The following is a 25329-nucleotide window of genomic DNA, read 5'->3' as shown; positions in this document are numbered from 1 at the left end:
CCCGAGGCGCTCAAGATTCCAGCTCGACCAATGCTGCCCCTTCGCTGACCATGTCGCCTTCCTGGCACAACAAGGCTTTGACCGTGGTGGCCTTGGGGGCCCGAATGCTGTGCTCCATTTTCATGGCTTCCAGCACCACCAGCGGCGCACCCGCTTCTACCGCCTGGCCTACCTCTACCAAGACTCGCACGATGCTGCCGTTCATGGGAGCGGTCAGGCCGCCTTGGTGGGCAAGGTCGATGGCCGCTTCGGTAACCGGGTCGAATGCCTCGAAGGTGTGGAGCTCTCCGTCCCAGTGCAGATACAGGCTGGCGCCTCTGCGAATGGCCAGGTGGCGAGTGCGCAGGCCTGACTGCTCTCGCATCAGCCAATCGCCTTGCAGGGCCCACAGGCCTTGGGACGTCTGGTTGAGCGTAATGACCTGATCATGGCCGTTGCGGGCCAGATGCACAGTCGTCGAGGTGCCCGCCCCCAGGCGCAGCCCGTCTCGTTGGGCCCATGGGGAGTGGGGGTCATCCAAACGTGTGCGGGGCGGTTCGCTTTGCAACCACGCCTGGGCTGCAGCCTCCCAGCCCTCATCCGACAAGGCCTGCGCGGTGGGCAACAGCACATCCTGATGACGCGGGATGAAGCCGGTATCCAGCTCGGCTGCTGCGAATGCAGGATGGGCCAGGATGCGTCGAAGGAAGGCGATGTTAGTTTTGACACCGCCTACCGCGAACTCATCCAGCATGGCCAGCAAACGCAGGCGAGCCTGTTCCCGGTCTTCGCCCCAGGCGATCAGTTTGCCCAGCATCGGGTCGTAGAAGGGCGACACCGTATCGCCTTCGCTCACACCGCTGTCCACGCGCCGGCCTGCACCGCAAGCCGGTTCCCGGTACAGCGTCAGGGTGCCAGTGGCCGGCAAGAAGTCATTGGCAGGGTCTTCGGCGTACAGCCGCACTTCGATGGCATGACCGTTGAGCGGGACCTGGTCCTGGGTGATGGGCAGGGGCTCACCGCAGGCCACACGAATCTGCCAGGCCACCAGGTCCAGGCCGGTGATGGCCTCGGTGACGGGATGCTCCACTTGCAGGCGCGTGTTCATTTCCATGAAAAAGAACTCGCCACGGGCGTCGAGCAAGAACTCCACGGTGCCGGCCCCAACATAGCCAATCGCTTGGGCCGCCCGTACTGCCGCCTCGCCCATGGCGCGGCGCAGATCTGCCGAAAGGCCTGGGGCAGGGGCTTCCTCGACCACCTTCTGATGACGGCGCTGGATCGAGCAGTCGCGCTCGTTGAGGTACAGACAGTGACCGTGGCGATCGGCGAAAATCTGGATCTCCACATGGCGCGGCTTCAAGACGTACTTTTCCACCAGCATCCGCGCATCGCCAAATGATGACAGGGCTTCGCGTTGCGCCGACGCCAGGGCGTCGGCCAATTGGCTTTCGTCCTGGACCACCTTCATGCCCTTGCCACCACCCCCGGCGCTGGCCTTGAGCAAGACCGGGTAGCCCACGTGCCGGGCGGCTTGCCTGAAGGTCTCCAGGTCCTGTGCCTGGCCGTGATAGCCCGGCACCAGCGGCACGCCTGCGGCCTCCATCAAGGCCTTGGCTGCCGACTTGCTGCCCATGGCGTCGATGGCTGACGCTGGCGGGCCCAGAAACATCAAGCCAGCGGCTTCGACTGCGCGGGCAAAGTCTGCGTTTTCCGAAAGAAAGCCATAGCCCGGGTGAATGGCCTGGGCACCGCTGGCCTTGGCCGCCGCCACCAGCTTGTCGATTTGCAGGTAACTGTCTGCCGCCTTGTTGCCACCCAGGTCCACGCACACATCGGCTTCGCGGCTGTGCCGGGCATTACGGTCGATGGCGCTGTGCACGGCCACCGTGGTCAGGCCCATGGCCTTGGCGGTGCGCATCACCCTGCAGGCGATTTCGCCGCGGTTGGCCACCAGCAACGTTGTCAATGGCGGGCGGTTCATGGGTGTGGCTCCTTGTTCGCATTGGCTTGCCAGGCAGGTTGGCGTTTTTCCAGAAACGCCCGCAGGCCTTCCTGGCCCTCGGCGCTTACACGAATGCGCGCGATGGCGTTCTCACAATAACGACGCAGGCCGGGGCTCAAGGCACCGCCATCGACCTCGCGCAGCAGCTCCTTGGTCGCGCGCATCGCCTGGGGGCTGTTGGCTAAAAGGGTTTCAACCCACTGACCCACGTTGGCCTCCAATTGGCTGGCCGGGTACACCTCGGCCAACAACCCAAGCGCCTGGGCCTGCGCGCCGCTGAAGCGCTCTGCCGTAAGTGCATAACGGCGGGCTGCGCGCTCGCCGATGGCCTTGACCACGAAGGGGCTGATGACCGCCGGCGCCAGGCCAATGCGTACCTCCGACAGGCACAGCTGGGCGTCTTCGGCGCCAATGGCCATGTCGCAGCAACTGATCAGGCCCAGGGCACCGCCGAATGCGGCGCCCTGAACCACCGCCAAGGTCGGCACCTTGATGCGGTGCAGTGCATACATCAACTCGCCCAGCTCGCGTGCGTCATCCAGGTTGGTGTTGAAGTCCAGCTGCGCCGACTGCTGCATCCACGCAAGGTCGGCCCCGGCACTGAAATGCCGCCCCCGCCCGCGCAGCAACACGAAGCGTACGCCCGCGTCATCGGCCAGCTGCCCCAGGGCAATGTTCAGCTCGCGGATCATCAAGGCATTGAAGGCGTTGTGCTTGTCCTCGCGGCTGAGCCACAAGGTGGCGAAGCCACGTGGGTCGTGGCTCACTTCTACCGTAGTGAAATCGCTCATGGGATCACATCCTGAATATGCCGAAGCGGCTCGGTTCGATCGGTGCGTTCAGCGCAGCGGACAAGGCCAGGCCCAGAACATCGCGGGTCTGCGCCGGGTCGATGACGCCGTCATCCCACAGGCGCGCGCTGGAATAGTAGGGGTGGCCCTGATGCTCGTACTGATCGAGGATCGGCTGCCTGAGCCTGGCCTCGTCCTCGGCGCCAAACGGCTCGCCGCTGCGCTCGCTCTGCTCGCGCTTGACCTGCACCAGCACGCCGGCAGCCTGTTCGGCGCCCATCACCCCGATGCGCGCATTGGGCCACATCCAGAGAAAGCGCGGGTCGTAGGCGCGCCCGCACATGCCGTAGTTACCGGCACCGAAACTGCCGCCAATGATGACCGTGAACTTGGGCACCTGCGCGCAGGCCACGGCTGTGACCAACTTGGCGCCATGCTTGGCGATGCCGCCTTCTTCGTACTTCTTGCCCACCATGAACCCCGTGATGTTCTGCAGGAACAGCAACGGGATACCGCGCTGGCAAGCCAGTTCGATGAAGTGCGCGCCTTTTTGCGCAGCCTCGGCAAACAGGATGCCGTTATTGGCCAGGATGGCGATCGGGTAGCCGTGCAGGTGAGCGAAACCGCACACCAGGGTCGTTCCGAACAGGGCCTTGAATTCATCGAAGACCGAGCCATCGACCAGCCGTGCGATGACTTCGCGTACATCGAAAGGCTGCTTGGCGTCAGCCGGAATCACGCCGTAGAGCTCTTGCGCTGGATACAAGGGCGCAACCGGTGGCATGCATTGCACGGCGCCGAGCTTGCGCCAGTTGAGATTGGCCACGCAGCGCCTGGCCAGCGCCAGGGCATGCTCGTCATTGTCGGCGTAATGGTCGGCTACACCGCTGGTACGGCAATGTACATCGGCGCCGCCCAGCGCCTCGGCACTCACCACCTCGCCCGTGGCAGCCTTCACCAGCGGTGGACCGGCCAGGAAGATGGTGGCCTGCTGGCGCACCATGATCGCCTCGTCCGCCATCGCTGGCACATAGGCGCCGCCTGCGGTGCATGACCCCATTACCACGGCAATCTGGGCGATGCCCAGTGCACTCATGTTGGCCTGGTTGAAGAAAATCCGCCCGAAGTGTTCACGGTCGGGAAACACCTCGTCCTGACGCGGCAAGTTGGCGCCGCCCGAATCCACCAGGTAGATGCATGGGAGGCGGTTCTGCAAGGCGATGGTCTGCGCTCGCAGGTGCTTTTTCACCGTCAACGGGTAATAGGAGCCACCTTTGACCGTGGCGTCGTTGGCCACGATCATGCATTCCACGCCTTCCACGCGCCCGATCCCGGCGATCAGGCCGGCTGCCGGAACGTCTTCGCCATAGACCTGGTGTGCAGCCAACTGGCCGATCTCGAGAAAGGCAGAACCGGCATCGAGCAGACGGTCGATTCGCTCGCGGGGCAACAGTTTGCCTCGCGAGGTGTGCCGCTCCTGCGCCTTGGCGCCGCCGCCTTGGGCTACCTGGGCAAGCAGTTCACGCAGGTTGTCCACCTGGGCCTGCATGGCCGCCTGGCACTGGGCGAATTCGGGTGACCTGGGGTTCACTTGGGATTTCAGAATCATCATGACTCCTGGTGCAGTGGCGCGCCCTTGGCGCGGCCCTGCAAGGTTGGCCAGTGTGGCCACGGCTGGCGTGATGAGCCTGCCGTGGCGCCAGCGCGTTCAGCGGGTCTCGTTGAACAACTCGCGGCCGATCAGCATTCGGCGAATTTCGCTGGTGCCGGCGCCGATTTCGTACAGCTTGGCATCGCGCAACAAGCGACCTGCGGGGAATTCGTTGATGTAGCCGTTACCGCCAAGAATCTGGATCGCTTCCAAGGCCATCTGCGTGGCGCGCTCGGCGGTGTAGAGAATCACCCCGGCCGCATCCTTGCGCGTTGTCTCGCCGCGGTCGCAGGCCTGGGCCACGGCATACAGGTAGGCGCGGCTGGCATTGAGCTGGGTGTACATGTCGGCGACCTTGCCCTGGATCAGCTGGAACTCGCCGATGCTTTGCCCGAACTGCTTGCGGTCATGAATGTACGGCACCACCAGGTCCATGCAACTCTGCATGATGCCGGTCGGGCCGCCGGATAGCACCACGCGCTCGTAGTCCAGGCCGCTCATCAACACCCGCACGCCGCCATTGAGTTGACCGAGGATGTTGTCCTGGGGCACGTGCACGTCATCGAAGAACAGCTCGCAGGTGTTCGAGCCACGCATGCCCAGTTTGTCGAACTTGTTGCTGCGGCTAAAGCCTGCCCACTCGCGCTCGACGATGAACGCAGTGATGCCATGGGGGCCCTTTTCCAGATCGGTCTTGGCGTAGATGACGTAGGTGTTGGCATCGGGTCCGTTGGTGATCCACGTCTTGCTGCCGTTGAGCACATAGTGGTCGCCGCGCTTGTCGGCGCGCAGTTTCATCGACACCACGTCCGACCCGGCATTGGGTTCACTCATAGCCAGGGCGCCGACGTGCTCGCCGCTGACCAGCTTGGGCAGGTATCTGGCCTTTTGCGCGGGCGTGCCGTTACGGTTGATCTGGTTGACGCACAAATTGGAGTGGGCGCCGTAGGACAGCGCGACCGAGGCCGAGGCGCGGCTGATCTCCTCCATCGCCACCACGTGGGCGAGATAACCCAGGCCTGCGCCACCGTATTCTTCCGGCACGGTGATGCCGAGCAGGCCCATGTCGCCGAATTTGCGCCACATGTCGGCAGGGAACAGGTTGTCGTGGTCGATCTGCGCGGCGCGAGGGGCGAGCTCGGCGGCGGCGAAGGTGCGCACCTGGTCGCGAAGCATGTCGATGGTCTCGCCCAGGGCGAAGTTCAGGCTGGGGTAATGCATGCGGGGGCACCTTGTTGTTCTTGAAATGGGATCACGCCGCTAGCGGCAAGCTTACCTGGGTAGGCGGCTGACGCCGACAACGTGCGTTGCTGCCTATCACCTTTACGTAAACGTAAACCTGCGCCTGCTTTTTTGTCAATTTATCCATCACCTTTACGTAAACGTAAATCTGAGCCAAAGTGATTGGCGCGCGCTTGGCCCCTATCCAGAACAATCAAAAGAAGGGACGCACATGACTCAACCCAGCTATACCCGCGGTCGCCAGGATCGCCCTTTGCTTACCCAAACCATCGGCCAGGCCTTCGACGCTACAGTAGCGCGCCTGCACGAGCAGGAAGCGTTGGTGGCTCGGCACCAGCGCCTGCGCTACAGCTGGCGGCAACTGGCAGAGCAGGTTGAGTCGTGTGCTCGAGCGCTGATGGCCCTTGGGATCGAAACCGGTGACCGCGTGGGCATCTGGTCACCCAACTGCGCGCAATGGTGCATTCTCCAGGTGGCAACCGCCAAGTTGGGTGCCATCCTGGTCAACGTCAACCCGGCTTACCGTGTGGGCGAGCTTGAATATGTGCTGCGCCAGTCAGGGTGCAGTTGGCTGGTCTGTGCCGATGCGTTCAAGCATTCCGATTACCACGCCATGATCCAGGCCTTGGTGCCCGAATTGGCTACCGCCGCACCCGGTCAGGTCACCAGTGCCTCGCTGCCTGCCTTGCGCGGGGTGATAAGCCTGGCCAACGACCCGCCTGTTGGCTTTCTGCCGTGGGAGGCACTGGCCACTTGGGGCGCGTCCGTCAGCCGCGAGGCGTGCATCGCCCGGCAGAACAGCCTTCATTTCGACCAACCGGTGAACATTCAGTACACCTCCGGCACCACTGGCGCGCCCAAGGGCGCTACCCTCAGCCATTACAACATCCTGAACAACGGCTTCATGGTCGGCGCCAGCCTGGGCTTGACTGAACGCGACCGCATGGTGATCCCGGTGCCCCTGTACCACTGTTTCGGTATGGTCATGGGCAACCTGGGCTGCATCACCCATGGCACTACCATGATCTACCCAAGCGACGCCTTCGATGCCGAGTTGGCCTTGCGCGCCGTGGCCGAGGAACGTGGCACCATTCTGTACGGCGTGCCCACCATGTTCATTGCCATGCTCGACCATCCGGCTCGCCAGCATGTGGACCTGTCGTCCTTGCGCAGCGGCATCATGGCAGGCGCCACTTGCCCGATCGAGGTGATGCGCAGGGTCATCGACCAGATGCACATGGCCCAGGTGCAGATCGCCTATGGCATGACCGAAACCAGCCCGGTGTCTTTGCAAACCGGGCCGGATGACGTGCTGGAACTGCGCGTCACCACAGTGGGCCGTACCCAGCCGCAGCTGGAAAGCAAGATCATCGACCCGCAGGGCGGCACGGTTGCACGCGGTCAGACCGGTGAGCTGTGCACGCGCGGCTACAGCGTGATGCTGGGTTACTGGGATAACCCCCAGGCGACAGCCAGCGCCATCGACGCGGCCGGATGGATGCACACCGGTGACCTGGCGGTGATGGACGAGGCGGGGTATGTGCGTATCGTCGGGCGCAACAAGGACATGATCATTCGCGGTGGCGAGAACATCTACCCACGTGAAATAGAGGAGTTCTTCTATACCCACCCGGCGGTGGCCGATGCCCAGGTCATTGGTATCCCGTGCAGCCGCTATGGCGAGGACATCGTCGCCTGGATCAAGCTGCATCCGGGTCACCAGGCTACTGCAGAGGCACTGCAGGCCTGGTGCAAGTCCCGTATCGCCCACTACAAGGTGCCCCGCCATATTCGCTTCGTCGATGAATTTCCCATGACGGTGACGGGCAAGGTGCAGAAGTTCAAAATGCGAGAAATCAGCATGGCGGAACTGGGGCAGATTACCTAGATCCTTCAGTGATGTGCCCCAGGGGTGATCCCTCACCTCGATTGCGATGCTCGCCAAATTGCCTCGGCCAGTTGAGCGACAGATGTTATCGACTCAGGCTTGAAACCGAAATCGAAATCGTCCTTCATCTGGCCAATGGCGCGCCTGAAGGCGTCCTTATCGAGTGTCTTCAGAACTGTCGCAGGATTAGAATCCTTGATGCCTGCCTCCTGGAGACACTCGATGACATAGGCTTCGTATTCATTTCGCTCGCTGTGGCTCATACCGTCAAGCGTCATATCCGTAACTCCTGAATCACAAAGGTGACTCATGATCGGAACAACGCGGCCGATGCGCCACTGGCAAAACTGACAGTTTTCGACTTCAGTCGCCCGCCTTTATCGGGGGTTCCTGGCTGGGTGGATCACCCACGGTTGGCGGGACCGTCGGCTGAATCGGCAGCTCATCCGGATCACGCTCAGGCTCCGGGGGCGGGAGGTTGGGATCGTCAATGTTCGGATCGGGCGTTTCCGGGGGCGTTGGGAGCGTCATGACCATGCCTCGTGGGGTTGAGTGAACCTGTCCTGCAGCGTTCGACCGCTGGTGCCGTGAATCAATTCATTTTTGAACCCAGACTCGGTCGCCGCGCTCTCAACCCTTACCGCCACCAGTCCCAGGGAGCAAGGCCTGATGTCTTTGAACGAGCCCTTCGAAAGCGTGCCCACGGCAAACGATCATCCGGAGCAGGTCATCAGCCTGTCCCAGGCCTTGATGGCACCGCGTATCGCCATCGAGGACACCCAGCCGGTGCTAGATGGCGGCGCCTTTGCCGCCAAGGCCATCAGCAATCAGCCGGTTTCGGTCAGCACCAAGGTATTCACTGACGGCCATGACCGCATGGCCGTGGTGTTGAACTGGCGTCAGGCCGGTAGCCGACGCATTCATTGTGTGCCCATGACCTCGCCTGGCAATGACCTGTGGCTGGCAGAATTTACCCCGACTGAAATCGGGCCGCATGTGTTCAGCATCGAAGCCTGGATCGATCCGTATGCCACGTACTGCTACGACCTGGAGAAGAAGTTCAATGCCGGTGTCGGCGTAAAGCTTGAGCTTGAGGAAGGGCGTTTGCTGCTGGGCAAGGGCATCGAATTGAGCAGCGGCGCTCTGCGCGAGCAATTACAGGCGCTGCAAGGCACCTTGCAAACGCTGCCCGAGGATGAACAAGTGGCCCTGCTGCTGGGCGCCGAGGCGTCGCAGATGATGGCTGCGGCCGAGCACCGCAGCTACCTGACTCGCAGTTGCGACTACCCGCTGGATGTGGACCGCCCGGCCGCGCAATTCGCCAGCTGGTATGAGCTGTTCCCACGTTCGATCACCGATGATCCCCAGCGCCACGGTACCTTCAACGATGTGCACCAGCGCCTGCCGATGATTCGCGACATGGGCTTCGACGTGTTGTATTTCCCGCCCATCCACCCCATCGGCATGCAGCATAGAAAGGGCCGGAACAATGCTTTGCAGGCACAGCCGGGCGACCCTGGCAGCCCTTACGCAATTGGCAGTGCCGACGGTGGGCACGATGCGATCCACCCCAAACTCGGCACGCGTGAAGATTTCCGCCGCTTGGTGTCGGCCGCAGCCCAGCATGGTCTGGAAATCGCCCTGGACTTCGCCATCCAATGCTCCCAGGACCACCCTTGGCTCCAAGCGCATCCAGGCTGGTTCAGCTGGCGCCCGGACGGGACCATCCGCTACGCCGAGAACCCGCCGAAAAAGTACCAGGACATCGTCAACGTCGATTTCTACGCACCCGACGCCGTACCTGGGCTGTGGATTGCACTGCGCGATGTGATCATCGGTTGGGTGGAGGAGGGCGTGAAGACGTTCCGGGTGGACAACCCGCATACCAAACCCCTGCCGTTCTGGCAGTGGCTGATCGCCAATGTACGCAGCCAATACCCGGACGTGTTGTTCCTGGCCGAGGCGTTCACCAAGCCCGCCATGATGGCGCGCTTGGGCAAGGTCGGCTATGCGCAGAGCTACACCTACTTCACCTGGCGCAACACCAAGCAGGAGCTGAGCGAGTATTTCGAAACGCTCAACCAGCCCCCATGGAGCCAGTGCTACCGGCCGAACTTCTTCGTCAACACCCCAGACATCAACCCGTTCTTCCTCCAGCAGAACGGCCGCGCAGGCTTCCTCATCCGGGCCGCGCTGGCCACCATGGGGTCGGGCTTGTGGGGCATGTATTCGGGGTTCGAGTTGTGCGAAGCGGCAGGGCTGCCGGGCAAGGAAGAGTACCTGGACTCGGAGAAGTACGAGATCCGCCCGCGTGACTTCACCCAGCCGGGCAACATCATTGCCGAGATCGCCCAGCTCAACCGTATCCGCCGGCAGAATCCGGCCTTGCAGAGCCACCTGGGCCTGACGCTGCTCAATTGCTGGAACGACAACATTCTGTATTTCGCCAAGCGCACGCCTGCGCGTGACAATTACATCCTCATCGCCGTCAGCCTCGACCCGCATAATGCCCAGGAAGCCCATTTCGAACTGCCATTGTGGGAGCTGGGCCTTGATGACGGTGCCGAGACGCACGGCGAGGACCTGATGAACGGTCATCGCTGGTCGTGGTACGGCAAGACCCAGTTCATGCGCATCGAGCCTTGGCACCAGCCTTTCGGTATCTGGCGAATCAGTAAAGTCAGCTGAGCCTGGCGGAGAGCGGGCCCGCCTGCTCTCTGACGGTTTTTACCGATCAAGCATTCAGAGGAATGGTACATGGCCAAGCGTACCCGCCCGGCAGCCTTCATTGACGACCCGCTGTGGTACAAGGATGCGGTGATTTACCAGTTGCACATCAAGTCGTTCTTCGATGCCAACAATGACGGTATCGGTGACTTCGCCGGGTTGATCAGCAAGCTCGACTACATCGCCGACCTGGGCGTCAACACCTTGTGGCTGCTGCCGTTCTATCCCTCGCCCCGACGCGACGACGGCTACGATATCGCCGAGTACAAGGCAGTGCATCCAGACTACGGCACCCTCGCCGACGCCCGCCGCTTCATTGCCGAGGCGCACAAACGCGGGCTGCGGGTGATCACCGAACTGGTCATCAACCACACCAGCGACCAGCACCCGTGGTTTCAACGTGCCCGCCATGCCAAGCGTGGCAGCAAGGCCCGCGACTTCTACGTGTGGTCCGATGACGACCACAAGTACGACGGCACCCGCATCATCTTCCTCGATACCGAGAAATCCAACTGGACCTGGGACCCGGTGGCAGGCCAGTACTTCTGGCACCGCTTCTACTCCCATCAGCCGGATTTGAATTTCGACAATCCGCAGGTGCTCAAGGCCGTGATCGGCGTGATGCGCTTCTGGCTGGACCTGGGTGTCGATGGCTTGCGGCTTGACGCCATCCCGTACCTGATCGAGCGCGACGGTACCAACAACGAGAACCTGCCCGAAACCCATGATGTGCTCAAGGCGATCCGGGCCGAGATCGATGCCAATTACCCTGATCGCATGTTGCTCGCCGAGGCCAACCAGTGGCCGGAGGATACCCGTCCTTACTTTGGCGAAGGCGACGGGGACGAATGTCACATGGCGTTCCATTTTCCGCTGATGCCACGCATGTACATGGCGCTTGCCATGGAAGATCGCTTTCCCATCACCGACATCCTGCGCCAGACCCCGGAGATTCCGGCCAACTGCCAGTGGGCCATCTTCCTGCGCAACCACGATGAGCTCACCTTGGAGATGGTCACCGACCGCGAGCGCGACTACCTCTGGAACTACTACGCCGAGGACCGCCGCGCCCGGATCAACCTAGGCATCCGGCGCCGCTTGGCGCCGCTGCTGCAACGCGACCGGCGCAGGATCGAGCTGCTCACCAGCCTGCTGCTCTCGATGCCAGGTACGCCAACGCTGTATTACGGCGATGAGCTGGGCATGGGCGACAACATCTACCTGGGCGATCGCGACGGCGTGCGCACGCCCATGCAGTGGTCGCCTGACCGCAACGGCGGGTTCTCCCGGGCCGACCCGCAGCGGCTGGTGCTGCCACCGATCATGGACCCGCTCTATGGCTACCAGACGGTCAACGTCGAAGCACAGAGCCACGATCCTCATTCATTGCTGAACTGGACGCGTCGCCTGCTCGCCGTGCGCAAGCAGCAAAAAGCCTTCGGCCGTGGCACGCTGCGCACGCTGACACCCAGCAACCGACGCATCCTTGCCTACATCCGGGAATTCACCGACGCCGATGGCCACACCGAGGTGATTCTCTGTGTCGCCAACGTGTCCCGGGCGGCCCAGGCTGCGGAACTGGATTTGTCCCAGTACGCCGACAAGGTCCCCGTGGAAATGATCGGCGGCAGCGCCTTCCCGCCCATCGGGCAGTTGCCGTTCCTGCTGACCTTGCCGCCTTATGGCTTCTACTGGTTCGTGCTGGCTGCCCACGACCGCATGCCCAGCTGGCACAACCAGCCTACTGAGGGGTTACCGGAATTGACCACATTAGTGCTACGCAAACGTCTTGAAGAGCTGCTCGAGTCGCCTTCACGCGACGCCTTGCAGTCCACCATCCTGCCCCAGTATTTGCCCAAGCGACGCTGGTTCGCGGGTAAGGAAGGGCCTGTCGATCAGGTCGACCTGAGCTATGGCGTGCGCATGGCCACGGCCGGTATGCCCGTGCTGTTCAGTGAAATCGAGGTGACCAGCGACGGGGTGACCAGCCGCTACCAGCTACCGTTCGGCTTGCTGCCCGAAGAGCAAATCAGCACGGCTCTGCCGCAGCAGTTGGCCTTGTCGCGCGTGCGACGGGCCAATGAGGTGGGCCTGATCACCGATGCCTTCGTCCTCGAACCCTTCATTCGCGCGGTGCTCAAGGCCTGCCAGGAGGGCGTGCGCCTGACCTGCGGGAACGATCAGGGCGAACTGCATTTCAATCACACCGAGCAGCTGGCTGGCCTGGCACTGGGCGATGACAGCTCGGTGCGCTACCTGAGCGCCGAGCAGTCCAACAGTTCGGTAGTGGTGGGCGATTCGGTGGTGCTCAAGTTGATCCGGCGGGTCAACGCAGGCATTCACCCAGAGCTTGAAATGAGCGCTTATCTCACCGCTGCGGGCTTCGCCAATATCTCGCCGTTGCTGGCCTGGGTCAGTCGCGAGGAGGCCCAAGGCGCGCCACACCTGTTGATGATTGCCCAGGGCTATCTGAGTAATCAGGGCGATGCCTGGGCCTGGTCCCAGAACACCTTGGAGCGCGCCATTCGCGACCAGATGCAGCCCTCCAGTGCCGAAGGCGAACCCCATACCGACGCGGTCAGCGAACTGCGCGACTTCGCTTCTTTGCTGGGTCAGCGCCTGGGCGAGATGCACCTGATGCTCGCCGCACCTACCGAGGACCAGGCCTTCGCGTCTTATCCCAGCACTGACGCTGACAGCGAGCGGTGGAGTGCGCAGATCAGCACGGAGCTGACCCACGCGCTGGATCTGCTGGTGCAGCATCGTGACAAACTCGACCCTGAAAGCCAGGCGTTGGTCGATGACTTGCAGCAGCAGCGCGACGGGCTCGCCCAACGCGTGGCAGAACTTGCACGGCAGGCGCAGGGTGGGCTGTTGATGCGCGTGCATGGCGACCTTCACCTGGGCCAAGTGCTGGTGGTGCAAGGCGATGCCTACCTGATCGACTTTGAGGGGGAACCGTCCCGACCACTGGAAGAGCGCCGGGCCAAGCACAGCCCGTACAAAGATGTCAGCGGTGTGTTGCGCTCTTTCGACTATGCTGCTGCGATGATCCTGCGCAGCGCGTCTACGATGGACCTTTCCGAGCCGGCGCGACAAGCTCGGCAGCGGGTGGCACGACAGTACCTTCACCAGTCCCGGCATGCGTTCATCGAGGCTTATGGCCTGGCCACCGCGGCCATGCCCCACGCCTGGGAGCAAGCCGAAGGCGAGCGTGCGGCACTTGAGCTGTTCTGCCTGGAAAAAGCGGCATACGAAATAACTTATGAAGCCGAAAATCGTCCAAGCTGGCTGGCCGTGCCTTTGCATGGCCTGCATGGACTGATCAGTACCTGGGGAGAGTCAGAATGAACGTTTCAACGCGTGAAAACGGCGGGCTTGGGCAACGGGACCTGGATGCCCTGGCGCGCGCCGAGCACGCCGATCCTTTTGCGGTACTGGGGCCTCACACCGATCCAGCAGGGGGCATGACCATTCGTGCCTACCTGCCCAATGCCCTGGGCGCCCGCGTGCTGGCGCGCGACGACCAGCGCGTGCTGGCCGACATGCGGCCAGGTGCATTGCCTGGCCTGTTCACCGCGCACCTGAACGAAGCGCATCCCTATCAGTTGCACATCAACTGGGCCGGCGGCGAGCAAGTCACGGAAGACCCCTACAGCTTCGGCCCGCAGCTGGGCGACATCGACCTGCACCTGTTCGCCGAGGGCAATCACCGGGACCTGGCAGGGCGCTTCGGTGCCCAACCGGCACAGGTCGACGGGGTGGATGGGGTGTGCTTTTCGGTCTGGGCACCCAATGCGCGCCGGGTATCGGTCGTGGGCGAGTTCAACAACTGGGACGGCCGTCGGCACCCGATGCGCCTGCGCCACGGTGCCGGTGTCTGGGAGCTGTTCATTCCACGTCTGGGTGTGGGTGAAACCTACAAGTTCGAGGTGCTGGGCAAGGACGGGATCCTGCCGCTCAAAGCAGACCCGTTGGCCCGTGCTACCGAGTTGCCGCCCAGCACCGCGTCCAAGGTGGCGGGGGCGCTTGGGCATGAATGGCGCGATCAGCAGTGGATGGACGAGCGCGCCCAGCGCCACGCCTATACCGCCCCATTGTCCATCTACGAGCTGCACCCAGGGTCGTGGCGCTGCGAGTTGGATGAAGCCGGCGAAGTGGGGCGTTTCTACAATTGGCGCGAGTTGGCCGAGCGCCTGGTGCCTTACGTGCAGGAGCTGGGCTTCACCCATATCGAGCTGCTGCCGATCATGGAACACCCATTCGGCGGCTCGTGGGGCTACCAGCCGCTCTCGATGTTCGCCCCCACGTCGCGCTACGGCACGGCAGAGGACTTTGCCGCCTTCATCGACGCCTGCCACCAGGCCCGCATCGGCGTGATCCTGGACTGGGTGCCGGCGCATTTCCCCACGGACGAACACGGCCTGGCGCGCTTTGACGGCACGGCCCTCTACGAGTACGACAACCCGTTCGAAGGCTATCACCAGGACTGGAACACGCTGATCTACAACCTCGGGCGTAACGAGGTGCGGGGCTTCATGATGGCCTCGGCGCTTCACTGGCTCAAACATTTCCACATCGACGGGCTGCGGGTAGATGCCGTGGCATCGATGCTGTACCGCGACTACTCACGCAAGGCCGGAGAGTGGGTACCCAACCGCCACGGCGGGCGTGAGAACCTGGAAGCCATCGACTTCATCCGCCACCTCAACGGCGTGGCGGCGCATGAAGCGCCGGGTGCCTTGATCATTGCCGAGGAATCGACTGCCTGGCCTGGCGTGAGCAAGCCAACCGAAGAGGGTGGCCTGGGCTTCCATTACAAGTGGAACATGGGCTGGATGCATGACTCGCTCAGCTACATCCAGAACGACCCGGTGCACCGTACGCATCACCACAACGAGATGAGCTTCAGCCTGGTGTACGCCTACTCTGAGCACTTCATCCTGCCCATTTCCCATGACGAGGTGGTGCACGGCAAGCGCTCGTTGATCGACAAGATGCCGGGCGATCGCTGGCAGAAGTTCGCCAACCTGCGTGCTTACCTGGCCTTCATGTGGATGCACCCTGGCAAGAAATTGCTGTTCATGGGCTGCGAGTTCGGCCAATGGCGCGAATGGAACCATGATCATCAGTTGGACTGGTACCTGCTGCAGTATCCCGAGCACCAGGGCGTACAGCGCCTGGTAGGCGACCTGAACCGCCTGTACCGTGACGTGCCGGCCCTGCATGAGCAGGACTGCAAGCCCGAAGGCTTCCAGTGGTTGATCGGGGATGACGCGCAGAACAGCGTATTCGCCTGGCTGCGGTGGAGCAGCGCGGGTGAGCCGGTGCTTGTGGTTGCCAACTTCACCCCGGTGGTGCGCGAGGCTTACCGCATCGGTGTGCCGTTCGGGGAACAATGGCAGGAACTGCTCAACAGCGATGCTGAAGCCTATGCGGGCTCCAATGTGGGCAACATGGGCGCGGTCGCCACGCAGCAGACCCCTTGCCATGGTCAGCCCTTGTCGCTGACGCTGAACCTTCCGCCGCTGGCGATACTGGTACTCAAGCCAGTCTGATCGCCAACCACCCGCGGGCGTCCTGCCCGCGGGTGAATTCAGGGCCCTGTTAGGCTGTCATGGGCGCGATGTGGCAGAAAAGCATTCTTTGAATGAGCGGCCTTGGTACCCTACGCGCACTTGATCATCTGACCATCGTCAGCCATGGGTCGGTCAACCCGGCAATCGTTTTGAACGTGGTTGGCGCAGGCTCAAGCGGCGATGGTTGACCTACCAGAAAAAGCCCGCCGGTCAATCCCTGGCTGGGATTGCCCGACGGGCTAGGAACGATCACGTCACGCGTTGCGCGTGACGTACCGCGTTTGCCATCACTCTTCGCTGTGTTGCAGCACCATCAGAGCTACCGAGCGCCCGGTCAGGTCAAATGAGCTGTCGAAGGGCAGGTCCTTAGGTTTGCGCAGTTGTGGCTGGTCTGTATCCATCACGCAGCTCCAGTGTTCGCCCTCTGGAACGCTTGGCAGCTTGAACGGCACGGTGTCGTGGTGGGCGTTGACGATCAGCAACACGGTGGACTCCGAACCTGGACGGGCAATGCCACTGACCTGAGCACGGCCGTCGATCAGCATGCCCAGGCAACGACCATTGGGGTCTTCCCACTGTTCAACGCTCATCTCGTTGCCATCCGGCGCCAGCCAGGTGACGTCCTTGACGCCGATCGCCTCGTTGTAATCGCCCACCAGGAAGCTGGAGCGGCGCAGCACCGGATATTTCTGGCGCAGGCGGGTCAGGCGCTTGACGAACGTCAGCAGCGCCTGGCCTTCTTCATCCAGGTCCCAGTTCACCCAACCGATTTCGCTGTCCTGGCAGTAGGCATTGTTGTTGCCATGCTGAGTGCGGCTGAATTCATCGCCGGCAACGATCATTGGCGTGCCTTGGGCAAACAACAGGGTCGCGAAGAAGTTACGCATCTGCCGCATGCGCAGGGCATTGATTTCCGCGTCTTCGGTGGGGCCTTCGGCCCCGCAGTTCCAGGACAGGTTATTGCTGGTCCCGTCCTGGTTGTTTTCGTCGTTGTCCTCGTTGTGCTTCTCGTTGTACGACACCAGGTCGCGCAAGGTGAAGCCGTCGTGGGCAGTGATGAAGTTGACCGACGAATACGGCCTGCGACCACGGTTGTTGAACATGTCACCAGAGCCGGTCATGCGTGCGGCGAAATCGGCCAGTTGGCCCTCGTCGCCCTTCCAGAAGGCGCGCACGGTGTCACGGAAGCGGTCGTTCCACTCAGCCCAGCCGGGTGCGAAATTGCCCACCTGGTAACCACCCGGGCCACAGTCCCATGGCTCGGCAATCAACTTGACCTGACGCAGCAGCGGGTCCTGGCGGCAGGCCACCAGGAAGCTGTGACGCTCACTGTAGCCTTCGTGGTAGCGACCCAGAATGGTCGCCAGGTCGAAGCGGAAGCCGTCGACATGCATCTCGCCTGCCCAGTAACGCAGCGAATCGGTCACCAGCTGCAGGACGCACGGATGGCTCAGGTCCAAGGTGTTGCCGGTGCCCGAGTCGTTGATGTAGTAACGCTTCTGGTCGGGCATCAGGCGGTAATACGAGGCGTTGTCGATGCCGCGCATGGAAAGCGTCGGGCCCATCTCGTTGCCTTCGGCGGTGTGGTTGTAGACCACATCGAGGATCAGCTCCAGGCCCGCGTCGTGCAGGTGCGCCACCATCTCCTTGAATTCGGCGATCTTGCCGCTGGCCAGGTAGCTTGGGTGCGGCGCGAAGAACGCGATGGTGTTGTAGCCCCAATAGTTGTTCAGACCTTTGTCGAGCAGGTGCTGATCGTTGACGAAGGCATGGATGGGCAGCAGCTCGATGCTGGAAACGCCCAGGTCCTTGATGTGCTTTAGCAGCTCGTCGTTGGCCAGGCCTGCGAAGGTGCCTTGCAGGTTCTCAGGCACGGCCGGGTGGCGCTTGCTGATGCCCTTGGTGTGGGCCTCGTACACGACGGTCTGGTCCCACGGGGTTTGTACACGGTTGTCCCGGCCCCAGGTGAATGCGGGGTCGATGACCTTGCACTTGGGCACGAAGGGGGCGCTGTCGCGCTCGTCGAACGACAGGTCACCGTCTGGGTGGCCAATGGTGTAGCCAAACAGCGCCTCGGACCATTTCAGCTCGCCGACCAACTGCTTGGCATACGGGTCGATCAGCAGCTTGTTGGGGTTGAAGCGGTGGCCGTTCTCCGGCTCGTAAGGGCCATGTACGCGGTAGCCGTAGATCAGACCCGGATGCGCGTCAGGCAGGTAACCATGGTAGATCTCGTCGGTGTATTCAGGCAGCTCGATCCGTTCGAGCTCTTTCTCGCCGGTGGCGTCGAAGACGCACAGCTCGACCTTGGTGGCGTTCGCCGAAAAGATGGCGAAGTTCACGCCCAGGCCGTCCCAGGTGGCGCCGAGGGGGTAGGGTAAGCCTTCGCGAATGCGCGACGGTGCAACGGAGCGGGTTTTCTTTGCGGTGCGCGGGCTCATGGCAATCCTCGAATGGCCTTGTCTGGAAAATAAGGTTAAGTACTACAACGGCCCTGGCGTCATCAGGCCTGGCAACCGAGGGGCTCGGTGCCAGTGCGGCGCTGAAGACGGCAGGGCCGTGGATGGTTCAGCTAGCGGTCGGCTTTTTCGGTGCGCGTGGCTTCTTCGAAGCCGCAGGCTTCACCCCTGGCAGTGCAGCGACCTTGGGATCAGCTGGCGGCTTGGGTGCAGCAGCGGCTTTGGGCTTGGCAGGCGCCTTGGGCTTGGCGGGTGACTTGGCTTTGGCCCCCGGAGCCTTGGCCTCGGCTTCTGCCAGTTTGCGGGCCATGTCCCAGTGACGTTCTTCCTCACCGTGTGGCTTACCTTCCGACTCCCAGATCTGGTAGGCAAACTCGCGTATGCGTTTATCATCGACACTCATATGACGCTCCTGAATGCTAGTTATCTTCGATCAACAGATTGACTGGAAAGTCCGACAGCACAGCACAAACCATCAACTCTCTTACAGGGCTGACAACGGCCCCGCCGAAAAGTCCAGTCGAATTGGCAGGTGAGAAGTCGAACGGCAATATGACCCGGGTATCTTCCCAGTTCTGGGCAGGCACGTGAGGGCTCTGCGCAGCCCCCAGCAGCTCGCTGGTCAGGCGCGGCGCGACGATGACGGCGCGTTGGGTATCGCCCAGGCGGGCGAAGGCGACGATCTTGTCGGCATGGCGTCCCTTGACGGTCAATGGCAGGTAGCTGCCCCGGCGGAACAGCTCTGGGTTGGCCATGCGGCAGTCCAGTACGCGGGCCACCAGCGCCTGCTTGACCCGGCCGTCGTGCCAGTGGCTTAGCAACGCGTCGAGCGGCGCGGCCTCTGCCAAGGTGCTGCGTCGAGCGGGGTAGTCGACGGGTCGGCGGTTGTCCGGGTCCACCAGGCTGAAGTCCCAGTATTCGTTGCCCTGATAGAGATCAGGCACCCCCGGCACGGTCATGCGCATGAACGCCTGCACCAGGCTGTTGAGCGCTCCCGGGCAACTGATCAGCTGCGCCGCATCGGCGATGGAGGTACGCAGGGGCAGGGCATCGGCCTCCAGCAGCAACCCTTCCAGATAGCGAGCACAGCCCTTTTCGTAGGCTTCGTTGGGTGCGTTCCAACTGCTGCGCAGCTTGGCCTCGCGCAACGCCTTCTGTTGCCACTGAGCGACACGTTCGGCGAACTGCTTCAAGCCTTGGGCGTCATCGACGGCCAAGCCCAAGGGCCAGGTGCCCAGCAGGGTCTGGAGCAGCAGCATTTCATCCCCAGGGCTTGGCGCCATGCCATCCTCCAGCTGTGCGCGCAACGGCGCTGCCAGCTCGCGCCAGTGCGCCATGCGGCTGGCCAGCCAGGGGCCGCGTTCGCTCAGCACAGCCAGGCGAGCGCGTGTGTCTTCACCGCGCTTGTGGTCGTGGGTGGCGGTAGCCAGCAGGTTGTCCGGGAAGTCCCGCAGGCGTCGCTGGGCCTCGTTGTGGAAGTGCTCAAGCGGTGCGCTGAAGCGTTCGGCTTCAAAGCCCACATCGTTGCGCGAGAGCAACCTGGCGCTGCGGTAGAACGCGGTATCTTCGACGGCCTTGGCCGCGCTGGGGGCGGTCAATTGCTGGAAGCGTACGCAGGCGTGGCGCAGTTGCTTGCGGGTACGACCCGGTGGCAGCTGGCGCCAACCTTCGCCGCCCAGCCATTTTTCCAGTTGCTCGAGCAATGGCCAGTCGGCCTCGCTCAGGTCCTGGCGCGCATCGGCCAGGGCTTGCTGGAAGAATGCCTCGTCCTCGGCCGGGCGGCCGCAGGCATTGAAGTAAGTGCGGTAAACCGGGTAGTGCGCCACCAGTGCCTGCAAGGCGCGACGAATGGCGCCCAAGGACAGATCGCGGGTCATCAGGTCGTTTCGCGCGACTTGCAGCAGGGCTTGCGCCACCGATTCGCAATCACCTGCCAGGCTGGCGTTGAGCACCAGATGGCGCGCCAGGCGTACTTCTTCGGTGAACGCGGGGCGCTCGCTGACCGTCGACCACAGTTCGGTCAGCGGGGCCTCACCGGCCGGATCGTGCTGCAACAACGACACCTGGTTCATGAACTCGTAGCCGGTGGTGCCATCGGTGAGCCAGTCGCGGTGCAGATGCTCATCGACGCCGAGGATCTTCTCGACGTAGATGGGGAAGTGCTCCACGTCAGCGTCCAGCGGGCGGCTGGCCATCAGGCTGTCCACGCGCCGGCGCAGCTTGCGGCAATAACCGCGTGGGTCTGCCAGGCCGTCGATGTGGTCGATGCGCAGGCCATCGACCAGGCCGCGTTCGATCAACTCGAACAGCTTGGCGTGGGTGGCTTCGAACACCACCGGGCGCTCGACCCGCAAACCGCCCAGCTCATTGATGTCGAAAAAGCGCCGCCAGTTGATGTCGTCGGCAGCGGTGCGCCAGCTGGCCAGGCGGTAGGTCTGGCGTTCCAGCAGCAGGTGCAGGCGCTTGAAACCGGCCTCGCTGCGGCTGTCGAATGCCACCAGGGCCGACGCCAGGTCGGCGCCTTCGCGCACGCGACGAGCCAGTTCGGCCTGCAGCGGTGCGGCATCGTCAAGCGGGGTGGCCGACTCGGCCAGGGCGGTGAACTGTTCGGCCAGGCTGGTCAGCGTCGGGTCAGCGCTTAGGGCCAGCACCCAGCCGTAGTCGACCGGGCAGATCGGGAAGCGGTGCTCATAATGAGCGATTTGTAGCACCCCATGGTCGGCGTCGAATTCCAGGGGAATCTGGCCTTCTTTTAGCGCTACCCCGTAATCGCTGCCCAGGAACGGCAGCAGCAATTGACCGGCCAGCAGCGGGTCGGTGGAATGCCACTGGATATCGAAGAACTCCGCATATGGGCTGCGACGGCCCCATGCCAATAAACTCTGCCACCAGGGATTGTCGGCGCCGCCTACGGCCATGTGGTTGGACACGGTGTCCACGATCAGGCCCATGCCGTGCTGGCGCAGCGCCTTGACCAGGCGCTCCAGGGCCGCTTCGCCGCCCAGTTCCGGGTTGACCTGCGTGGGATCGACGACGTCGTAACCGTGGCGTGAACCTGCTCGGGCCTTGAGTATCGGCGAGGCGTACAGGTGGCTGATGCCCAGTTGAGCAAAGTAGGGGACCAGCGGTAGAGCATGGTCTAAGGTAAAGTCGCTGTGGAACTGCAGGCGCAGGGTCGCAGTGAGCGGTTTCATCGGTCGCGCTCCCACGCCTGCTCGCGCGCTTGCGCCAACACTTCCAGGCGCCGTGCGGCATCCTCGTTGTCAAGCATGTGGCTTGCCGGTTCGGCAAAACGGCGGCGCCAGTTGGGATGCCCTTCGGTGGTGCCGGGCATGTTCGGCTGTTCTTCCAGACCCAGCAGGTCTTCAAGCGGGACCAGCACCAGCGGAGCTTTGGTGTAGCCTACATAACCAATAGCGGCATCGATCACGGCAGTGTCGTCCTTCAGCGGGCCATAGTGGGTTTCAAGCGTGCGGCGCAAGCCTTCGTGTTCTTTGCGGCGGTCATCGCGCCATTGCTGTTCGGTGGACTCATCAATCAGGCCCAGTCGCCGGCTCCACTCCACGTCCCGGTTTTGCAACCAACCCGCCACGGTCGCCAGGTCATGGGTGCCGGTGGTCGCCAAGGCATCGTCGGGCCACTGAAGCTGAGGGGTGAACTGGCCTCGAGGCGCCTGCTCGAAGGGCAGCACGCGCATGCCCAGGATGTTTTTCTGCGCCAAGGCCTCGCGTAGCCCGTCCGGTACCGTGCCCAGGTCTTCACCCAGGATGATTGCACCGTGGCGGCTGGATTCGAGCGCCAGCAAGCGAAGCATGTCTTCGAGCGGGTAATACAGGTAGGCGCCTTCATTGGGCTTGCCACCACGCGGGATCAGCCAAAGCCGTTGCAAACCCATCACATGATCGATGCGCAGGCCACCGGCATGGGCCAGGTTGGCACGCAGCATCTCGATGAACGCGCGATAGCCGTTGCGCTTGAGCCCTTCGGGAGAGAACCCGCAGATGCCCCAGTCCTGGCCTGAGCGATTGAGGATGTCAGGTGGCGCGCCAACGGTGAGGTTGGCCAGCAGTTCGTCCTGACGGCTCCAGGCTTGGCTGCCGGCGCCATCGGCGCCAACGGCGAGGTCGGCAATCAGGCCGACTACCATGCCGCTGCCTTTGGCTGCCTCTTGAGCGCGCTGCAGGCTGCGCTCGGTCAGCCATTGGCAGAAGGCGTGAAACTCTACCCTGGCCGGATAACTTTCGGCCAAGGCGCGGACTTCGGTTCCGAAGGGGTCGCGCCACGCCTCTGGCCAGTTGCGCCAATCAGCCCCATGGCCTTTGTCGACCGCCTCGGCTTGCAGCACTTCAAAACGGCAATGGTGCTCCAGTGCCTCGCCTGCGGCCTGGCGATAGCTCTCGAAATCGGCGCGTTGCGGGTGATCGCCTTGGCTGAAGTGCTGGTAGAGCGCGTCCAGCAGCTTGTAGCGCGCATCGGCTGCGCGCGGCCAGTCCACCAAAGCCGCTTGCTCGAGCGAGGTCAGGGTCTGTTCCAGGTGGCAGGCCTCGACCGCCAGGCGCACGGTGCGTTCACCCAGAATGGCCGCCGGGCTTGCGTAAAGCGTATTGAGCAGCAGCCTGCTCGAAGGCGAGTAGGGGCTGTAATGTTGTTGATCGAAGGCCGACAAAGCATGGATAGGGCTGATCGCCACCGCATCGGCGCCCCGTTCGGCCGCACTGCGTACCAGCTGCTCGAGGGCCATGCAGTCACCGTAACCACCATCGCCGGGGCGGCGCAGGCTGTAGAGCTGCGCCGACAAGCCCCAGCAGCGCGCAGGTGCCGCCTCGACCAGGTCATGCAACGACGGGCAACCAGGCGGTGCGACCGCGAGCGTAAAGCGATGCTGCGCCACTTCCAGTTGGTGATAGCCGACTGGAAAATCACCTGGCAGGTGGGCCTGGGCATCAAGCTGCAAGTCGATGTGACTGCCATCTTCCAACTGACCACACACCGGGGCCTGCGCTGGGAAATACCGCGAGAGGTCGAGCGGCTTGCCCTGGTCGGCAGTGAGCAGGGGCGGGACGTGCTGGGCGTCATCGCTGTGCTCAAGCCTGGATAGACTGTCTTGTAGTTGCGCGTCGTCGCCAGCCGGATGGCCCAGGGCTTCGAGGAGTTTGCGCAGTACCTCGTCGGTCACTTGCTGCGGTTTGTTGTTGGCATCCACCCAGTTTCGGGCAAGGCCCGCCCGTTGAGCGAGCCGGTGAAGCAGGGAATCGCTCATGGCATCTCCTGGTTTGGGGGTAGCAGGGTGACCACACAGCTGAAGGGCGAAAGCGTCGAGCCGGCGTGCGCCTTGTCGCCGCTGTCGAAAAGGCAGGTGCCTGCAGGCGCAGCCGCCAGGTGCTGCGCCTGGTCGCCCAGGTTCAGGTCGATGCGCAAGGTACTGCCATCCCCCAGTTGCCAGCGTGCAGTCAGCGCCTTGTCAGCCAATACCTCGGCGCCCAGGGAACGGGTGCCAGGCAGACGCGGGACCAGGTGCTGGCGGCGCGTAGTGAGCAGCTGCTGGTACAGCCCATGCCAGCCGGCAATCACATCCTGCGGGTCAGGCCTGGAGGCGTGGAACGTCTGCTCGGCGTTCGGGTCGGGAATACGCGCACGCTTTTCGGGGTCGGCGAAGGCGGCAAAATGCTCGAATTCACCGCGCCGGCCTTCGCGCACCGCGTCGGCGAGCTCATCATGAAAGTCGGTGAAGAACAGGAAGGGTGCACGGCTGCCGTCGTCATCGCCCATGAACAGCAAAGGAATCATCGGGCTCAGCAACAGTAGCCCGGTTGCCGCGCGCAGGGCCGCGGGCGATGTCAGCCGGGTTAGACGCTCGCCCATGGCGCGGTTGCCGATCTGGTCATGGTTCTGCAGAAACAGCACGAAGGCGCTTGGCGGCAGGTGGCCGCTGGGTTCGCCGCGTGGTTCGCCATGGCGGTTGAGCTGGCCCTGGAAGACGAAGCCCTCGCCAAGGCAGCGCGCCAGCTTGCCGATCGGGTCATCCTTGTAGTCTTCGTAGTAGCCTTCGGTTTCATCGGTCAGCAACACGTGAAGCGCATTGTGGCCATCGTCGTTCCACTGTGCGTCGAAGCCTTGTTCGAGCAAGAACGCCTGGTTGTGCTCGTTTTCCAGCACCAGCCACACGTGTCGGCCCGGCTCGACGGCCTCGCGCACACGCTTGGCCAGTTCCTTGAGGAAGTCAGGCTGATCGATGGCATGCACCGCATCCAGACGCAAGCCGTCGATCCGGTAATCGCAGATCCACATCAGGGCGTTCTGGATGAAATATTCACGCACCTCGGGCCGGCGGAAGTCGATGGCGGCACCCCAGGGGGTCTGACGGTCTTCACGAAAGAACGAGCTGGCGTACTCATGCAGGAAGTTGCCATCGGGGCCGAAGTGGTTGTAGACCACATCGAGCATCACCATCAGCCCGTGGCCATGCGCCTGGTCCACCAGGCTGCACAGTTGCTCGGGTGTACCGTAGTTGTGCTGCGCTGCATAAGGCAGCACGCCGTCGTACCCCCAGTTGCGGGTGCCCGGGAATTGGCTGATCGGCATCAATTCAATGGCGGTAATGCCGGTCGAGGCAATACGGTGCAAATGGCTCGACACACCTTCATAGCCACCCAGTACGCCCACATGCAGCTCCTGGATCACCGCCTCGTGCCAGGGGCGGCCTTGCCAGGGGTGCTGCCAGGTGTAGCCGGCCAGGTCCACGACTTGGCTGGGGCCGTGGACGCCCTCGGGTTGAAAGCGCGATGCGGGGTCGGCAACGCGAAGCTCGCCATTGATGCAGTAGCGGTACAGGTCCCCTGGCTTGGCAGGGGCGGTGCCAATGAACCATCCATCGTCATCGTCATCGGGAACGAGGTCGACGGCGTCCTGGTGCTGCAATTCCAAACTCACGCTGCGCGCGTCGGGTGCCCAGAGGGCGAAGCGCGCCGACGTGGCGTCCTCAACATGTGCGCCATGCCTTTGCATCTT

The 25329-nt window shown here is 63.0% G+C and carries 15 protein-coding genes; 4 read left to right on the top strand and 11 right to left on the bottom strand.

All coding sequences use genetic code 11. From position 1 onward, the window contains the following. Positions 1-10: 10 nt before the first annotated feature. From MOP87_RS12695 to MOP87_RS12680, 4 genes are all read right to left on the bottom strand, one after another. Positions 11-1963, bottom strand: coding sequence for an acetyl/propionyl/methylcrotonyl-CoA carboxylase subunit alpha (locus MOP87_RS12695; RefSeq protein ID WP_242809592.1), 1953 nt, complete (start codon positions 1961-1963; stop codon positions 11-13). Beyond that, on the bottom strand, positions 1960-2775 hold the full coding sequence (locus MOP87_RS12690; protein ID WP_242809591.1) for a gamma-carboxygeranoyl-CoA hydratase: 816 nt from the start codon (positions 2773-2775) through the stop codon (positions 1960-1962). The genes MOP87_RS12695 and MOP87_RS12690 overlap by 4 nt, the downstream gene beginning before the upstream one ends. 4 nt (positions 2776-2779) lie before the next feature. After that, positions 2780-4387 carry a carboxyl transferase domain-containing protein gene (locus MOP87_RS12685; protein ID WP_027916225.1) on the bottom strand — a complete coding sequence of 536 codons (1608 nt, stop codon included), beginning with the start codon at positions 4385-4387 and terminating at the stop codon, positions 2780-2782. A gap of 96 nt (positions 4388-4483) precedes the next feature. Then, positions 4484-5647: an isovaleryl-CoA dehydrogenase gene (locus MOP87_RS12680; RefSeq protein ID WP_027916224.1), complete on the bottom strand. Its 1164-nt coding sequence runs from the start codon at positions 5645-5647 to the stop codon at positions 4484-4486. 232 nt (positions 5648-5879) lie between these two features. Between MOP87_RS12680 and MOP87_RS12675 the strand changes: the two genes are divergently transcribed. Then, a complete protein-coding gene (locus MOP87_RS12675) occupies positions 5880-7556 on the top strand; it encodes an AMP-binding protein (protein ID WP_242809589.1) in 1677 nt (558 codons plus the stop codon). Positions 7557-7588: 32 nt separating this feature from the next. On the opposite strand, the gene MOP87_RS12670 is transcribed toward MOP87_RS12675, so the two are convergent. Next, on the bottom strand, positions 7589-7834 hold the full coding sequence (locus MOP87_RS12670; RefSeq protein WP_125922528.1) for a hypothetical protein: 246 nt from the start codon (positions 7832-7834) through the stop codon (positions 7589-7591). 85 nt (positions 7835-7919) lie between these two features. Beyond that, positions 7920-8087: a hypothetical protein gene (locus MOP87_RS12665; RefSeq protein ID WP_178102867.1), complete on the bottom strand. Its 168-nt coding sequence runs from the start codon at positions 8085-8087 to the stop codon at positions 7920-7922. A 138-nt stretch (positions 8088-8225) separates the two neighbouring features. On the opposite strand from MOP87_RS12665, the gene MOP87_RS12660 reads away from it, so the two are divergent. The 3 genes from MOP87_RS12660 (at position 8226) to glgB (ending at position 15841) form a co-directional block, all read left to right on the top strand. Then, on the top strand, positions 8226-10244 hold the full coding sequence (locus tag MOP87_RS12660; protein ID WP_242809587.1) for an alpha-1,4-glucan--maltose-1-phosphate maltosyltransferase: 2019 nt from the start codon (positions 8226-8228) through the stop codon (positions 10242-10244). A gap of 69 nt (positions 10245-10313) precedes the next feature. Further along, a complete protein-coding gene (treS, locus tag MOP87_RS12655; RefSeq protein WP_242809585.1) occupies positions 10314-13634 on the top strand; it encodes a maltose alpha-D-glucosyltransferase in 3321 nt (1106 codons plus the stop codon). Next, a complete protein-coding gene (gene glgB / locus MOP87_RS12650) occupies positions 13631-15841 on the top strand; it encodes a 1,4-alpha-glucan branching protein GlgB (RefSeq protein WP_028686553.1) in 2211 nt (736 codons plus the stop codon). The genes treS and glgB overlap by 4 nt, the downstream gene beginning before the upstream one ends. Positions 15842-16149: 308 nt before the next feature. Here glgB and glgX read toward each other — a convergent pair whose 3' ends face one another. The 5 genes from glgX to treZ form a co-directional block, all read right to left on the bottom strand. Next, on the bottom strand, positions 16150-18303 hold the full coding sequence (gene glgX, locus MOP87_RS12645) for a glycogen debranching protein GlgX (protein ID WP_049695751.1): 2154 nt from the start codon (positions 18301-18303) through the stop codon (positions 16150-16152). A 127-nt stretch (positions 18304-18430) separates the two neighbouring features. Then, positions 18431-18724 carry a DUF2934 domain-containing protein gene (locus MOP87_RS12640; protein WP_027916217.1) on the bottom strand — a complete coding sequence of 98 codons (294 nt, stop codon included), beginning with the start codon at positions 18722-18724 and terminating at the stop codon, positions 18431-18433. 16 nt (positions 18725-18740) lie between these two features. Further along, positions 18741-21515 carry a malto-oligosyltrehalose synthase gene (locus MOP87_RS12635; protein ID WP_242809583.1) on the bottom strand — a complete coding sequence of 925 codons (2775 nt, stop codon included), beginning with the start codon at positions 21513-21515 and terminating at the stop codon, positions 18741-18743. Continuing rightward, positions 21512-23581, bottom strand: a complete 2070-nt coding sequence (gene malQ, locus MOP87_RS12630) for a 4-alpha-glucanotransferase (RefSeq protein ID WP_049695753.1) — start codon at positions 23579-23581, stop codon at positions 21512-21514. Before malQ ends, MOP87_RS12635 begins: the two co-directional genes overlap by 4 nt. Then, positions 23578-25326, bottom strand: a complete 1749-nt coding sequence (treZ, locus tag MOP87_RS12625; protein ID WP_059183842.1) for a malto-oligosyltrehalose trehalohydrolase — start codon at positions 25324-25326, stop codon at positions 23578-23580. The genes malQ and treZ overlap by 4 nt, the downstream gene beginning before the upstream one ends. Between the last annotated feature and the right edge of the window lie 3 nt (positions 25327-25329).

Origin of the sequence: Pseudomonas sp. I3-I5 (assembly GCF_022699445.1) — a bacterium.
In the GTDB taxonomy this organism is placed as follows: domain Bacteria; phylum Pseudomonadota; class Gammaproteobacteria; order Pseudomonadales; family Pseudomonadaceae; genus Aquipseudomonas; species Aquipseudomonas fulva.
Note: the sequence above shows the minus strand (reverse complement) of the source record. Positions and strands in the feature narration are given on the sequence as shown.

Excerpts from the sequence above, each read along its gene's own strand:
- MOP87_RS12695 (WP_242809592.1), bottom strand. The coding sequence starts at position 1,963 with ATGAACCGCCCGCCATTGACAACGTTGCTGGTGGCCAACCGCGGCGAA.
- MOP87_RS12690 (WP_242809591.1), bottom strand. The coding sequence starts at position 2,775 with ATGAGCGATTTCACTACGGTAGAAGTGAGCCACGACCCACGTGGCTTC.
- MOP87_RS12685 (WP_027916225.1), bottom strand. The coding sequence starts at position 4,387 with ATGATGATTCTGAAATCCCAAGTGAACCCCAGGTCACCCGAATTCGCC.
- MOP87_RS12680 (WP_027916224.1), bottom strand. The coding sequence starts at position 5,647 with ATGCATTACCCCAGCCTGAACTTCGCCCTGGGCGAGACCATCGACATG.
- MOP87_RS12675 (WP_242809589.1), top strand. The coding sequence starts at position 5,880 with ATGACTCAACCCAGCTATACCCGCGGTCGCCAGGATCGCCCTTTGCTT.
- MOP87_RS12670 (WP_125922528.1), bottom strand. The coding sequence starts at position 7,834 with ATGACGCTTGACGGTATGAGCCACAGCGAGCGAAATGAATACGAAGCC.
- MOP87_RS12665 (WP_178102867.1), bottom strand. The coding sequence starts at position 8,087 with ATGACGCTCCCAACGCCCCCGGAAACGCCCGATCCGAACATTGACGAT.
- MOP87_RS12660 (WP_242809587.1), top strand. The coding sequence starts at position 8,226 with ATGTCTTTGAACGAGCCCTTCGAAAGCGTGCCCACGGCAAACGATCAT.
- treS (WP_242809585.1), top strand. The coding sequence starts at position 10,314 with ATGGCCAAGCGTACCCGCCCGGCAGCCTTCATTGACGACCCGCTGTGG.
- glgB (WP_028686553.1), top strand. The coding sequence starts at position 13,631 with ATGAACGTTTCAACGCGTGAAAACGGCGGGCTTGGGCAACGGGACCTG.
- glgX (WP_049695751.1), bottom strand. The coding sequence starts at position 18,303 with ATGAGCCCGCGCACCGCAAAGAAAACCCGCTCCGTTGCACCGTCGCGC.
- MOP87_RS12640 (WP_027916217.1), bottom strand. The coding sequence starts at position 18,724 with ATGAGTGTCGATGATAAACGCATACGCGAGTTTGCCTACCAGATCTGG.
- MOP87_RS12635 (WP_242809583.1), bottom strand. The coding sequence starts at position 21,515 with ATGAAACCGCTCACTGCGACCCTGCGCCTGCAGTTCCACAGCGACTTT.
- malQ (WP_049695753.1), bottom strand. The coding sequence starts at position 23,581 with ATGAGCGATTCCCTGCTTCACCGGCTCGCTCAACGGGCGGGCCTTGCC.
- treZ (WP_059183842.1), bottom strand. The coding sequence starts at position 25,326 with ATGCAAAGGCATGGCGCACATGTTGAGGACGCCACGTCGGCGCGCTTC.